The 12820-nt window shown below is 44.3% G+C and carries 13 protein-coding genes; 3 read left to right on the top strand and 10 right to left on the bottom strand.

Going from position 1 to position 12820, the window contains the following annotated elements:
- Window positions 1-230: 230 nt before the first annotated feature.
- The 5 genes from QUA27_RS15560 to QUA27_RS15540 form a co-directional block, all read right to left on the bottom strand.
- Window positions 231-992: a hypothetical protein gene (locus tag QUA27_RS15560; protein WP_333068935.1), complete on the bottom strand. Its 762-nt coding sequence runs from the start codon at window positions 990-992 to the stop codon at window positions 231-233.
- 12 nt (window positions 993-1004) lie between these two features.
- Window positions 1005-1616 (bottom strand): hypothetical protein, encoded by a 612-nt coding sequence (locus QUA27_RS15555; RefSeq protein ID WP_333068934.1) that lies wholly within the window; start codon window positions 1614-1616, stop codon window positions 1005-1007.
- A gap of 5 nt (window positions 1617-1621) precedes the next feature.
- Window positions 1622-2443, bottom strand: coding sequence for a TIGR04255 family protein (locus tag QUA27_RS15550; protein WP_333068933.1), 822 nt, complete (start codon window positions 2441-2443; stop codon window positions 1622-1624).
- Between the two features lie 417 nt (window positions 2444-2860).
- The gene (locus QUA27_RS15545; protein WP_246276752.1) at window positions 2861-3022 is read right to left on the bottom strand and encodes a hypothetical protein; all 162 of its coding nucleotides are present in this window, start codon (window positions 3020-3022) and stop codon (window positions 2861-2863) included.
- Between the two features lie 7 nt (window positions 3023-3029).
- Window positions 3030-4028 carry a hypothetical protein gene (locus QUA27_RS15540; RefSeq protein WP_333068932.1) on the bottom strand — a complete coding sequence of 333 codons (999 nt, stop codon included), beginning with the start codon at window positions 4026-4028 and terminating at the stop codon, window positions 3030-3032.
- A gap of 361 nt (window positions 4029-4389) precedes the next feature.
- Here QUA27_RS15540 and QUA27_RS15535 point away from each other — a divergent pair, with 361 nt between their 5' ends.
- Window positions 4390-4671 (top strand): helix-turn-helix domain-containing protein, encoded by a 282-nt coding sequence (locus QUA27_RS15535; protein WP_333068931.1) that lies wholly within the window; start codon window positions 4390-4392, stop codon window positions 4669-4671.
- Window positions 4672-4828: 157 nt separating this feature from the next.
- On the opposite strand, the gene QUA27_RS15530 is transcribed toward QUA27_RS15535, so the two are convergent.
- The 3 genes from QUA27_RS15530 to QUA27_RS15520 form a co-directional block, all read right to left on the bottom strand.
- Window positions 4829-5494 carry a sulfotransferase family protein gene (locus QUA27_RS15530; RefSeq protein ID WP_333068930.1) on the bottom strand — a complete coding sequence of 222 codons (666 nt, stop codon included), beginning with the start codon at window positions 5492-5494 and terminating at the stop codon, window positions 4829-4831.
- A gap of 316 nt (window positions 5495-5810) precedes the next feature.
- A complete protein-coding gene (gene arfB, locus QUA27_RS15525; RefSeq protein WP_333038823.1) occupies window positions 5811-6224 on the bottom strand; it encodes an alternative ribosome rescue aminoacyl-tRNA hydrolase ArfB in 414 nt (137 codons plus the stop codon).
- A 75-nt stretch (window positions 6225-6299) separates the two neighbouring features.
- Window positions 6300-6770 (bottom strand): restriction endonuclease, encoded by a 471-nt coding sequence (locus QUA27_RS15520; RefSeq protein ID WP_333068928.1) that lies wholly within the window; start codon window positions 6768-6770, stop codon window positions 6300-6302.
- 345 nt (window positions 6771-7115) lie between these two features.
- Between QUA27_RS15520 and QUA27_RS15515 the strand changes: the two genes are divergently transcribed.
- The gene (locus tag QUA27_RS15515; RefSeq protein ID WP_333068926.1) at window positions 7116-8600 is read left to right on the top strand and encodes an alpha-amylase; all 1485 of its coding nucleotides are present in this window, start codon (window positions 7116-7118) and stop codon (window positions 8598-8600) included.
- 60 nt (window positions 8601-8660) lie between these two features.
- Here the strand turns inward: QUA27_RS15515 and gnd are convergent, their stop codons facing one another.
- Complete coding sequence (gnd, locus tag QUA27_RS15510; RefSeq protein ID WP_333068924.1) at window positions 8661-10115, bottom strand: decarboxylating NADP(+)-dependent phosphogluconate dehydrogenase; 1455 nt, start codon at window positions 10113-10115, stop codon at window positions 8661-8663.
- A gap of 293 nt (window positions 10116-10408) precedes the next feature.
- On the opposite strand from gnd, the gene QUA27_RS15505 reads away from it, so the two are divergent.
- The gene (locus QUA27_RS15505) at window positions 10409-10831 is read left to right on the top strand and encodes a hypothetical protein (protein WP_333068923.1); all 423 of its coding nucleotides are present in this window, start codon (window positions 10409-10411) and stop codon (window positions 10829-10831) included.
- Window positions 10832-10884: 53 nt separating this feature from the next.
- On the opposite strand, the gene QUA27_RS15500 is transcribed toward QUA27_RS15505, so the two are convergent.
- Window positions 10885-12780: an ABC transporter ATP-binding protein gene (locus QUA27_RS15500; RefSeq protein ID WP_333068922.1), complete on the bottom strand. Its 1896-nt coding sequence runs from the start codon at window positions 12778-12780 to the stop codon at window positions 10885-10887.
- Between the last annotated feature and the right edge of the window lie 40 nt (window positions 12781-12820).

Raw genomic sequence — 12820 nt, 5'->3', positions numbered from 1 at the left:
ATCAACTTATCACCGTATTCTCCCGATTTTAATCCCATTGAATTATGGTGGTCGCAACTTAAGTCTTTTCTGCGTAAATTTTCTCCAACTACCACAAAAATGATTGATACATTAATTGCCGGATCACTCGATTTAATAAATCCTCAACATCTAAAAAACTGGTTTACTAAATGCTGCTACTGTCATCTATAAACTTGCAATCTGCTGTATTAATCATGGTAGATTTTTTTCTAATCATTTCCTGTTAGTTCTGTTGACAAACCAATCTCAGTTACCAGGTGCGATAATATACGTTTTTGCGATTCTTTATCCATCGCTTGTAGCTTTTTTATTACTTCTGCTTCAGTTTTATCAGGCTTAGAACTTGCGAATTGTGGTATATCTGTAGGTAGTCCAACACGCATAAAGTATCTGGCAAATGCTTGGGCAAGCTGCTCCCTGTATGGTGGAAGTAGCCGGATACGCTTTTCTGCTGCTATTGCCAATCTGCGAACAAAAGGCAGTGGAAGCGAGTATACACGGCGAAAATCCACCACTCTAACTTCACGATGGAACTCAGGCAAAGAACATTCACCAAGAACGTGATACCCAGGAAGATTCCCACGTCGTGCCTCTTCCATTCCCACGTTTGAAGCCAAATAGCCTTCCTTAAGTTCCGAACGTTTCCATACGGCACAAAGTAGTGTTTCTGTTAACTTTTCTCGACCTTTTACCATGTCGCATGACTGTGACATGATAATAACGTCTTGCTCCCTCCATTCCACTTTTGTAGTTATCTCAAGTTTGTCTTTTGTTATCTCAGCTAGGTTTTCTGGCAACTGAAAGACTGGACAATCTTCAAGGATATCGCCCTGTTTTATATCTTCTTCTTCCCCACTCACAAGCTGATACCAGGGATACTGATTTGTTATTTCTAAAATTAGCTCCCATTTTTCAGAGTCACTGAGTTTTGATAGAAATTCTTTCGCTAGATTGCGGCTATCAGAATCCATGCTAATTTTTCCTCATTCATCCCAAGGATCGGTAACAGGAATAGGTTGACTACGACCCCTATATTCAAATTCTAATTCTATGGTGGCCGCTGGTTTAAGTGGAGGATTTTCTAAGTAGAAATCCCAGTCAAGAACATCTTCTTCACGATCGGCAGGTGAAACTAAGAATTTATTTACATTTTGTTGCTGAGGATGGATAGCCTCAACTTTTTTAGGTGTACGGGGTAAATTTTTTGACCAATCACTGCTTGGAGATGACAGAAATTTACCACGCCGTTCTTTTGGATCACTTTTAATAAAATTAGCTTGATGGCCAACAGGTTTAGCCAATTCGTACACAGCTATTTCGCGACTGAAGTCTCTGACCTTACCCTCATCAATGTTCTTAAGCTGCTCACCATAAATTATCGAACCCATATTTATCTGCGTTCGGGGGGAAAGCACATAATATTTTCTAACTTCAGCATTCCCAGACTCAGCGGAACTCTGTGCTAATGAACGAACGTATGGAATCCTTCGGACAGGAGTGGAAGAATAGTTTTTCGGAGATGTTTGGAGCGTTGTTAAAACATTTGCTTCTTCTTCTTGTTCGACTTCCTTAAAGGAAGATGTAATCATAGTCATAAGCTTTACCCTCTCCGCTTCCAAATATTTGTCTGGATTTTTTTATCAGTTAAATCAGCAAATGCCTGTACAGTCCATTCATGTGCCACATCAAACCAATTTTGCATTAAATCCAAAGAGCTATATTTGCCAATTCCCCGAACACTTAATTCAAAAAAAAGAGTGGGATGGTTGTCAGCAAGTCCATTCCTTATCAATATATGTAATCGACCAAATTCTTCGGGCAAATCAAATCTCGTATCCCAATGAATATATTGAGGTTTTGGAAGAAATCTCTCTAGACTGTTCTGCCATTTAAAGTCAGGAAAAATTTTGCCGATGTCCTCAAGAGTTTCCCAGGCTTCTCCTTGTGAAATTTGATTGACATAAGTTAGTTCATATTGACGTATCTGAATTGTACCTAGCTCCCCCTCTTGTAGAAAAGCATTAAAGCTTTCAAAATGACCTTGAAATGCTTTAATAACGCTGTCATATCTAGGATACTCACTATTTGGACTAATTTTTCTCCAGTTATGAATCAGCCGATCTCGCTGGATTTGGACAATCTTTGTGTCATCAGAGCTAATGAACCATACTCTGGGCAAATAAGGAATATCACTTTCTTCCAGCATAGTTTCAATAACCTGATTATTGAAAACTTCTACCTTTGGTGGTATGGGGTCAACCTCGTAGCAAAACGGGTAGTCCGGTTGAAACCTCTGCCATAAGAAGCCGATATGGGGAGTCAGTAAGGCTTCGATAGGGTCGAACAAAACACTGCAAACCACCTCATTAACAGGTGGTTTCTCATAAGATAGTAATTGCCTGCTCTCTACGCCTAATGTCACGCTGCCTCCTGTGGTTTCCTGAAAAAACTACTCCTTAGATTTATACTCTAGTATTCAGTCTAACTCAGTATGAACCACGTTGCTCAATCGTTAAGAGAACGTTGGCTCTGATCGGCGTATCCTCGCCGACCATGCTCTTTGTCCCGGGCGAACAGGGCTATCAGCTTTTCCGGTTGATACTGTTGATGCCAAACCATCCAAGTTTTAAGAGCTGAGGTTTTTTGGTGTTCCATCGTCTCTACAAAGGTCATAAAACACCGCAGACATCACCCCTCTACCCACAACGCCGGCACCTTAAACCTCGCCCCACACTTGGGATACTCCGATCGCAACCTTAAGCAATGTCGATCACCCCCAGCCCACCACTCCGCCAGTCCATTTCAGGACACGGCGCGGTGCCGTGTCCTTAGCCGTAACTTATCGGCGACAGCCTTCGGCGATCGCCCTTAACACCGCTAGCCGCACTTCTGGATGAGATTTCTCAAGCCCGTTAGCCCGAAAAATCCAGTGTCCGCCGCCCGCGTGCTCGATCGCAATCTTTTGTCCGTCAGGCAAAACTATTTGCCACCAATTCAACACAGTGGCTTTAATAAGGTGGCACTGAATTTCGTTCAGTTGAGCCTCCATTAATTTCAGTTGACGCATGATTGGATTTTGGGCAGATGACTTCATGATTTTTCTCATTAAATGAATTCGACTGTTTCTCGGCTTTGATTTCACTTTGCCGATTTTTGAACTTAACTTCACCTTCCGAAGTTTTTGCCTTAACTTCCCTTTCCGAAGTTTTCGCCTTAACTTCCCTTTTACCACCTTTAGGGCCAACTTTGACTCCAAAACCTTTAGACTTAACTTTTCCTGGGGCAGAAGTTGAAGTCTGTTCCGTTGCCGGCTTCTTAAACTCCGCGTCTAATTGGTCTAAAATCTCCTCTTGTTCGGGAGTATGTTCCGCTGGCTGCTCTAAATTTCTGGGATTGTATTCGCCAACCAACCTTGCCAAAAATTCCGAAATAGACAGGCCCGCTGCGGCTGCTTTTTTTGTTAAAAGGGCGTAGGTGTCGGTTTTAATGCGAATTTGTTTTAGCCGGAGGTTGGGATTGTTGTCAACTGTTTCGGCAATAGTTACTGCGGTAATCCTTTCTTTTGGTATGACATCGACAACTTCTTGCCACTTTTCCTGTAAACGACAGTCGCCATATTGGTCGGTAATTGCGTGTTTGAACAAAGGAACAACTTGAGCAACGCAGCTAGGCAAAATCTCAAATCCTGCTTTAATTAAGCGCAGGCAAATGCTCGCAGCTTTGATAATTTGTGTACAATAAAAATACTGCCTGCCTAATGCTTGTTCGCAGTAACTTTTAAAAGTTTTGAACTTGTCTTTGTACAATCGCAGCTTTCGGATGGCGTCGAGCATGATTCCTTGACGCACGTAGTCGAGAAATCCCCTTTTAATTTCGCCTGTCAGGTAGTCTAAATCGTGAAAGGGAGATTGATTCTGGATTTCTTCTTCAAAGTCTAGCAGCGGGCCTGCAAAGTGAAAGTTGGAGGCGACATCGCCTAGGTAGAAGTTGTCAATTGATGTGGACATGATCTGGAATGGTTCGAGAAAGGGCACGATAGCACGGAAGTTGTGCGATCGCAAAGGAGAAGTTTTGGTCTGGATCTTTGATACAATTTTGAGTTGTGTTGTCCTGTGAGGTCGATCGACCTTTTACATGGCACCACCTCCTCGGCGTTAAGAAAAAAGGGGCTTGAGGTATGCACCCTTGCCCGGAACATACGCTTGGGTATGCAAGCACAATTGATAGACACGAAAAATCAGGCGGTTCTTCAAACCTGCATTTTGACCTTGGAGGCTCGTTGAGCTGCCTTTGTTGTGCCTACCAACATGAAGTTTACGTCTTATCAAAGTGTTTGTCAAGACGTTTACATCATGAATATTTCGTCCTATGATAGAAGAAGATTTACAAGAAAAGGAGAAGTCTCCATTGAGACTACTCAGAGAACAAGCTGGACTAACACGCCCTCAAGTCAAAGAAAAAATCGGAATTTCCGAGCGAAGACAAGCTGACTGGGAATTAGGCAAGGCTCTACCTAATGCTGAAAACATACTTGCTATGGCTAACCTGTACCAGGTTTCTCTAAAAACTATGTTTGAGGTTTTAGGATTAGACGTAACTAAAATTCCCGATGACTTACCAAGTCGTGAGCCCTCACCGAAGGACAACTAACAAGCACAGCTAAATCCGGGTGTTGACATTTGATACAATTTTGAGTCAGGCTGTGAGGTCGATCGACCTTAACCCGACCATGATCGAACCTACCCCTGGAAGGGGGGGAGAGGTACCGTGATAATAAGTAATTTTTAATTGGGCAGGAACTTCAATGCTAGTAAAGCTCTTTTGATGCCTGTTGAAATGTGGCGCGATCGTTGAGATGTGGAAAAGGCTTGTCAGGAGGAACAGATACGCCAAGGAAGTGACACAAGGGTTCCCAACCCTCCTTCACTTGGTAAACTAACAGGCGCTCTGGTGGAACCAAACGTTTGACTTCTTCAATGTGTTGATTGAAAATTCCGATCGCGTAGGGTTTATCCTCAAATTTCCCTTGAAAATCCTTCCCCCAAACATCTTTATCTGCCATGCGGAAGATGCGAACTAGATTCCGCAGCTTTGGAGAAAATGGGAGCGATAAAGCCATCTTTAGCTTCTCCCAACCTTTTGGCCCTGCTTGGTAGATTGTTTTCAAGGTACTCTCATACCAACTATCTGCATCTCGAATACTCAACAGAACTTTAGCATCAGGATAGTGCTGCATAAGTTGACTATAGTAACGATAACCTGGGTAATCTACTATTGCTTGGTAGCCATCAAACAAAGCATCCCAATTGACAGGTTTTCCCTGACTGGCATCCTCCCAGAACTTTACATCAGAAGGGTGTGTTAGAAGTTCTACCATGTGGTAGCATTTACTAAAACCGAGTTCTTCTAAAGCAGCTTTGATAGATAGCGTTCCCGTTCGTCCAAAACCTGCACCAATCACCTTAATTGCCATAAATTCCTCAATATTCTGTTTCCATTAAAAGTCGAAGCCTACTGCCTCAATTGTAGATCAGGCGAGCGCGCAACAGTTCTGGTACTAGGGTATAGATTTTCCCCCCTAGGTGTAGCGACCTGCAATACTAAACCCTCTGTCCCTGCAATGCTGCGATTTTTGAGGATGGATTAATTGCAACTGAAATTACTGTTCAGCCAGGATTAACTGCAACACAAACCCAGGGCTAACTGCAAATGAGCCTGCAATCATCCATTTCGACCGGAATTAACTGCAACTGATCGATGTCTAGAGGGTGACAAGGATCTTTCATCGCTCAATCCGTGACTTTCCCTCTCAGAGCTTTAATCTGGCCTCGCTTCGTTTTGCTGTCGAGACGCTTGCGCTGGGAACTACGAGTTGCTTTGCTGGGTTTGCGCCTTTTCGGTATGACGATCGCACTTTTAATGAGTTCTTGCAGCCGTCTCAAAGCCTCCTCCCGGTTTTGTTCCTGGCTGCGGTGTTCCTGGGCTTTGATCACAATCACACCTTCGGAGGTGATGCGCTGGTCGTTGATTTGCAACAAACGCTCCTTGTAGCGATCGGGCAATGAGGAAGCTGGGATATCAAAGCGCAAGTGAATCGCACTCGCCACCTTATTTACATTTTGCCCCCCCGCGCCTTGAGAGCGAATCGCACTAATCTCGATTTCGCGATCGTCTATGAACACTGTATTAGAAATTTGTAGCATGATTCATCATCAGTGAAATTAAAGATACTGGGAAAGCAGTGCATCTTTTATATATAACTTAGTTTAGTGTATAAGTTATTTACAGTTCTTAGCTGTCAAGATAAATTCGATGAGTTTTTTTCTATCCCATAACTCTACGTCGTTAGATTCAGCAAGGTTGTAAGCATTTTCGGTAAATCTGTTGTTGGTGATGACTCTTCCTTTATTTCCTTTATAATGTCTGACGGCTCCTGCTACTTCTTGAACTGCTTTAATACCAACTGGGTTTTTGCTTCTTTTCGCTTGAACCACGGTTTTGAAGCCATCTTTGTATAAAATTAAATCCGCCCCATAATCTTGACTATCTTGAGTTAAAGTAACAGTATAGCCAAGGTTTACAAAATGAACCTCTAGAAATTTTTCAAACTCTTTTCCCGTCATTTCATCCACTTCCAAAATACCACTGTCTAATAAACGCTTCTTTTCCTCTTCTTCTTTCAATGTATCCAATACCGATGCCGCAATCACACCCAAAACGGCAGCAGCTCTTCCAATAAAAGATTTCATAAAATTACATTTTTTTACAAGGAGTAATTATGATGGTAGCAGATTTGCTCAGTATAGTTATCTACTAAGATAACAAGTAAGATCACAAGGTGCTTGTGATCTTACTTAGTGATTCTTTTAGATTCCCGATCTAGGACTTAGGCTTTTTGTCTGCACTCAAGTTCAAGTATGGTTCAAAGAGTAAGGCGAAAGTCAAGAGATGTTTTAGTTGAGAACTGTAACAAAACTTTAGTCACACCCAAACCCGATTTTGAGAAAAAATTAATGGGATACAGTGACAAGGGGCAAGGCTGTAGCCTAAGATCGCCTTAAATTGTCAGTATCATCTCAAGGCAAGGGTGAAAAATGGCAGATATCAACGGCACGATGATGCAATATTTCCACTGGTACATTCCCGATCGAGGAACCCTGTGGGATGAGGTGAAAAATCAAGCACAAGAATTGGCTGATGCGGGTTTTACCGCACTGTGGCTGCCCCCAGCTTACAAAGGAATGGGCGGGCAAAGCGACGTTGGGTATGGGGTTTACGACTTATTTGATTTGGGAGAATTCGACCAAAAAGGTTCAATTCGCACCAAATATGGTACTAAGCAGGAATATTTGGATGCGATCGCAGCCCTGCACAAATATCAGATCCAAATCTATGCCGATGTAGTTATCAACCATAAAATTGGTGCAGATGCAGCAGAGATATTTAAGGCAACTCCTTATCCTCACCACGATCGGCTAAATCCCAAAGGTGGGTTGCAAGAAATCAAAAGCTACACTCATTTTAACTTTGCCGAACGCAAAGGTAAATATTCTCAATTTGAATGGCACTGGTGGCATTTTGACGCAGTAGACTACAACGAATACAATCCAGACGATCGCGGCACAGTCTATTTGGTAGAAGGGAGAATGTTTGATGACTATGTTGCCCTAGAAAATGGCAATTTTGCATATTTAATGGGGTGCGATCTGGATTTTCAGGATCAATGGGTACGAGATGAAATTACACGCTGGGGTAAGTGGTATCTCGACACAACAGGTGCCGACGGTTTCCGTTTAGATGCAATCAAGCACATATCGTCTTGGTTTTTTCCGGAATGGTTGGATGAATTGGAGCGATATGTAGGCAAAGATTTGTTTGTTGTAGGTGAGTATTGGGCACAAAATATCGATATCCTGCACTGGTATGTCGGTTCAGTTAAGGGCAAAATGTCAGTTTTTGATGTGCCGCTGCATTACAACTTTCATTACGCCAGCCAACAGGGCGGTAATTACGATATGCGGCGCATCTTAGACGGTACAATGATGCAGCAGCAACCGACTCATGCAGTAACGTTTGTCGAAAACCACGATTCCCAACCGCTGCAAGCACTTGAATCTGTTGTAGAACCCTGGTTTAAACCTCTTGCGTATGCGATTATTCTATTGCGAAGAGAAGGTTATCCCTGCGTTTTCTACGGCGATTATTACGGTGCAGAATATGAAGATTGGGGGCGTGATGGCAATCGGTACAAGATTGTTATGCCCTCTCATCGATCGCTAATTGACAAGTTTCTCCATGCTCGCAAACACTTCGCCTACGGCCCTCAATATGACTATTTAGATCATTGGAATACCATTGGCTGGACGAGATTGGGCAATCGGAAACATCCACAGGCAATGGCAGTAATTATGAGTGACGGCCCGGAGGGTTTTAAGTGGATGGAAGTTGGTAAACCTCATGCTAAGTTTGTGGACTTAACAGGGCATATTAAGGAACCTGTTTCTACTAACGAGTGGGGTTGGGGCGAGTTTCGCTGTCAAGGTGGCTCAGTATCGGTGTGGATTCAGGAAAAAGATTAGTTGGCAGTAATATCATTGTCTATCTGTAAGGTGCGCCGAAACGCACCCTACAAAAATTAATTAATCGGTAGTACCGGTTTGCAGCGATTCTTTAGCAGTCTGCGTCCACTCAGAGTGGAAGAATTCGCCGCGCGGTTTGTCGGTGCGTTCGTAGGTGTGAGCCCCAAAATAATCACGCTGAGCTTGCGTGAGGTTTTGCGGCAATCTTTCGCGGCGGTAGCTGTCGAAATAGTCCAGGGAGGCGCTAAATGCTGGCACTGCAATCCCCAGTTGGCAAGCAGTAGCTAACACGTCTCGCCAAGCCGATTGGCGATCGAGAATACTCTGTTTGAACTCCGGCGCTAACAGCAAATTCGGCAGCGTGGGATCGTCTTTGAAAGCTGTTTTAATCTTGTCCAAAAAGCCAGCCCGAATAATACAGCCACCTTTCCAAATTCTGGAAATTTCGCTCAAACTCAAGTCGTAATTGTAGGACTTAGAGGCCGCGCTCAACAGCGCCATGCCTTGCGCGTAGGAGCAAATCTTCGAGCAGTAAAGCGCATCCCGGACTTTGTTCACAAACTCTTTAGTATCGCCTTCGTACTTGCCGCTAGGCCCCATCAGTGCTTGGGAAGCTTTAACGCGCTCGTCTTTGTAAGAAGACATGATTCTCGCATTCACAGCAGCGATAATTGTGGGAATGCTCACTCCCAATTCCAAAGCACTCATAACAGTCCAGCGGCCGGTGCCTTTTTGACCGGCTGCGTCCATAATTACCTCAACTAAGGGTTGCTTAGTTTCCGGGTCAATGTACTTGAAAATGTTAGCCGTAATTTCAATCAAAAACGAGTTGAGTTCGTCTGTGGTATTCCATTCCGCAAAAACTTCCTGCAACTGCTGGCCGTTCAATCCACCAACGTTTTTGAGCAAATCGTAGGCTTCAGCAATGAGCTGCATATCACCGTACTCAATACCGTTGTGAACCATCTTCACGTAGTGGCCGGCGCCACCAGGGCCGATGAATGTGACGCAGGGGCCGTCATCTACTTGAGCCGCAATTTTGGTGAGAATTGGCTCTAGTAGACCGTAAGCAGTGCGGGTGCCACCGGGCATCAAGCTAGCACCATTCAGCGCGCCTTCTTCGCCGCCGCTGATGCCCATGCCGACAAATCCCAGTCCCATCGATTCTAAATCTTTGGTGCGGCGTTCGGTGTCGTCGTATAGCGAGTTGCCGCCGTCAATAATCATGTCACCCGGTGACAGCATGGGTTTGAGTTGGTCGATGACTGCATCTACGGGTTTCCCAGCTTGCACCATGACTAAGATTCGGCGCGGGGTTTCTAGGGCATCGACGAATTCTGTCAGAGTCTTGGCGGCTACAATGTTCTTGCCGGGGGCGCGTTGTGCCATAAAGTCGTCGGTTTTGGCTGCTGTGCGGTTGTATACAGCCACGGAGAAGCCTCTGCTTTCGACGTTGAGCGCTAGGTTTTCGCCCATCACTGCTAGACCGATTAAACCAAAATTTTGCTTTGTCATGCTAATAACCCGCTTGTTGTTCCCGCTTGATGATAGGTTTGCGAGAGAGGAAAGCGAGGCGGGGTGTACCGCTTTCCGGTGGACTAAAAGTATTGGACAATAGACCTAGGAGGTTTAAGTTTATTTTTATATTCCCAGAATTGCTGTTTGGTAAATCAGTAGGGTTTTTTTAAGATTTAAGGGATATTAATGACGCGGGCAGGTGATGATAAGGCAGGTATTATGTCGATCGCAGTAACGGTAGATACAAACAAGCGGACATTTTGAGGAAAATTGAGGAGACTGTTGTAACTATGGAAGATTTGCAGTATCTCGCGGCCTGGGTAAAGGAGCAACACGCTCGCGAGTATATTTTGACTTGGCTGCTGAGTCAACAGGGGCTGTGGTGGTCGGATGGGGATATTTATCAGGCCGTTTTGCAAAAGTCGGGAAAGCTTTTGAAAGCTTATGTTCAAAAAAGGCAAGCGGGAGAGTTATTTGAGGGAATTTCTGAGAAGTTGGTGGGAGATGATAATTGGGATGATTTGGCGGCGAGTTTGGCGCGGATTGTTGCGGTTTATCAAGAGGAATTATCGCATTTGCAAGAGCGCGATCGCAAGGGGGATGGGGTAAAAAAAAATTTGATTAGCCAACCGTTGACTGGAGATCCTTTGCCGCTTTTGGAGGTGCAGCAAGCTTTGCCCGATCCTTATGCGGATACGCTGACTGGGAGATAGTCAACAGTTGACAGTTGACTGTTGACTGTTGACTGTTGACTAATGACTAATGACTAAATATAGCTGCTAGCTTGACGGGTGAACATCGCACAATAAATTCCGTTTGATGCGATCAATTCGTCGTGAGTTCCTATTTCTGCTATTTTACCGTTTTCCATGACGGCGATACGATCGGCAATTTTGGCCAATCCCAATCTGTGACTGATGACTATGGTTGTTTTCCCGGCTGCTATTTGGCGGAAGATGCTGTAAATTTCGTGTTCTGTCTTGGGGTCGAGGGCGGCGGTTGGTTCGTCAAAAATTAGCACTTCGGCTGTAGAAAGCCGCATTAAGGCGCGGGCGATCGCAATTCTTTGCCACTGTCCCCCCGATAAGTCTATGCCGTCTTCTAATTGTTTCCCCAAGGGAGTCTCTAAGCCTGCGGAAAGACTATTGACTTTTGCGCTAATTCCTGCTTCGGAAATAGCTTCGTTAATTGCCGTGTCATCTGAGAGTGAAAGCAAGTCGCCGAAACCGACGTTTTCGCGGACTGTGGAGGGGAAACGGGCGTAATCTTGCATAACGACGGCGATGCGCGATCGCACGTATGCTAGAGAGTACGATCGCAAATCTTTGCCGTTCCAGTCGATCGTACCACTTGTGGGGTCGTACAGGCGGCCGAGGAGTTTGCCAAGAGTTGTTTTACCCGCGCCATTTTCACCAACAAGCACTAGCATTTCACCCGGATTAATCGTTAAGTTGATATCTTCAACCGTGCTTTTATTGCTACCAGGATAGCAAAAAGATAGATGCTTAATCTCGATGCCAATTTTATCTTTTGTGGGGCGGGAATCTTGTCCGCCATCTGGTAAACTAGGCAGGCGAGATGCCACATCCACAAGCGGAGACTGCAATTCTGGTTTGAGTTCCAAAAGTTGAAAAATCGGACTAACGCTGAGAGAGATATCGTACAAATTAGTAGAAGTGCTAATCAGTATGTGCAAACTTTGCTTTACTTGAACAATCAAACCAGAATAGAGTGCTAAATCGCCCAAAGTATAGCGACCCCCCAAAGCTCCCATTACTACATAAATAAATGGCAAAGCCACTCCGATTCTACTGAACATCGACCAGAAAAGTACAACAATCGCTCCTTTTTTTCGGATTTGCTGCATCTCGCTAAAAAATTGCAAAAACTGACCCTGCCAGCGTTTGAGCCAAAGTTCTTGCAACCCAAACAAACGCAATTCTTTAGCATATTCTTCGCCCGTCAATACTCTACTGGATAAGTTCATTTCGCGGCTGATTTTAGCTTGCTTTCTTTGAACTCTCCAGATGATTCTGCTATATTTTCTTTGGGTATAAATTGAGGGAGATGATGAGATTAACATCAGCACTGGCACCCACCAAGCTATCGCAGCAGCAAGACCTATCGATGGAATAAATATAAAAATTCCCGTGATGGTCATGCTGATAGTAAATGCTAGTTGCTGTATTTTGGATACTCCAGTTTTTGCGAGTTCTACTATATTTAATAGTTCGGGGTTTTCAAAGAGGGCAATATCGTCGAAATTGGCGACTTTTTCGAGGACTTTTCCTTCGACAAAGCCTTGAACGCGATCGCGCAAAGATGTCGCGACAAAAGAGTTCATTGTGTCTAGGGCATCGCCGACTAACTTGAGACTTAAGACTCCGCCAATACTCCACAGCAATATTGGCCGGGAAAGCATCAAAGCTAATGGCTGTGCTGTTTGGGTTTGCGACAGCAACCGAGATACTTCATCAATGATTAATTTATCTAAAAATAGCACGGCAGATGGAGCAGCACCGCTGATAATGTTGAGTATTATTAAATTGCGGAGTTCTATTGGTGCGGCTTTGATTATCAGGCCCAGGCTGCGCCACAGAGCTTGGAATGTGGTAACTTGGATGGGTTGCATAGTTTGTGGATGGGTGTCTGGTCTACTCATCCTCTCCCGTTATATTATAACAGTAGTTATTAACTGTTTC

This window comes from Microcoleus harperi Pol14_C6 (assembly GCF_036701295.1).
Taxonomy (GTDB): domain Bacteria; phylum Cyanobacteriota; class Cyanobacteriia; order Cyanobacteriales; family Microcoleaceae; genus Microcoleus.
The sequence above is the reverse complement of the archived record's forward strand: the minus strand, read 5'-3'. Positions and strand labels throughout refer to the sequence as shown.

Excerpts from the sequence above, each read along its gene's own strand:
- QUA27_RS15560 (WP_333068935.1), bottom strand. The coding sequence starts at position 992 with ATGGATTCTGATAGCCGCAATCTAGCGAAAGAATTTCTATCAAAACTC.
- QUA27_RS15555 (WP_333068934.1), bottom strand. The coding sequence starts at position 1,616 with ATGACTATGATTACATCTTCCTTTAAGGAAGTCGAACAAGAAGAAGAA.
- QUA27_RS15540 (WP_333068932.1), bottom strand. The coding sequence starts at position 4,028 with ATGTCCACATCAATTGACAACTTCTACCTAGGCGATGTCGCCTCCAAC.
- QUA27_RS15535 (WP_333068931.1), top strand. The coding sequence starts at position 4,390 with ATGATAGAAGAAGATTTACAAGAAAAGGAGAAGTCTCCATTGAGACTA.
- QUA27_RS15530 (WP_333068930.1), bottom strand. The coding sequence starts at position 5,494 with ATGGCAATTAAGGTGATTGGTGCAGGTTTTGGACGAACGGGAACGCTA.
- arfB (WP_333038823.1), bottom strand. The coding sequence starts at position 6,224 with ATGCTACAAATTTCTAATACAGTGTTCATAGACGATCGCGAAATCGAG.
- QUA27_RS15520 (WP_333068928.1), bottom strand. The coding sequence starts at position 6,770 with ATGAAATCTTTTATTGGAAGAGCTGCTGCCGTTTTGGGTGTGATTGCG.
- QUA27_RS15515 (WP_333068926.1), top strand. The coding sequence starts at position 7,116 with ATGGCAGATATCAACGGCACGATGATGCAATATTTCCACTGGTACATT.
- gnd (WP_333068924.1), bottom strand. The coding sequence starts at position 10,115 with ATGACAAAGCAAAATTTTGGTTTAATCGGTCTAGCAGTGATGGGCGAA.
- QUA27_RS15505 (WP_333068923.1), top strand. The coding sequence starts at position 10,409 with ATGGAAGATTTGCAGTATCTCGCGGCCTGGGTAAAGGAGCAACACGCT.
- QUA27_RS15500 (WP_333068922.1), bottom strand. The coding sequence starts at position 12,780 with ATGAGTAGACCAGACACCCATCCACAAACTATGCAACCCATCCAAGTT.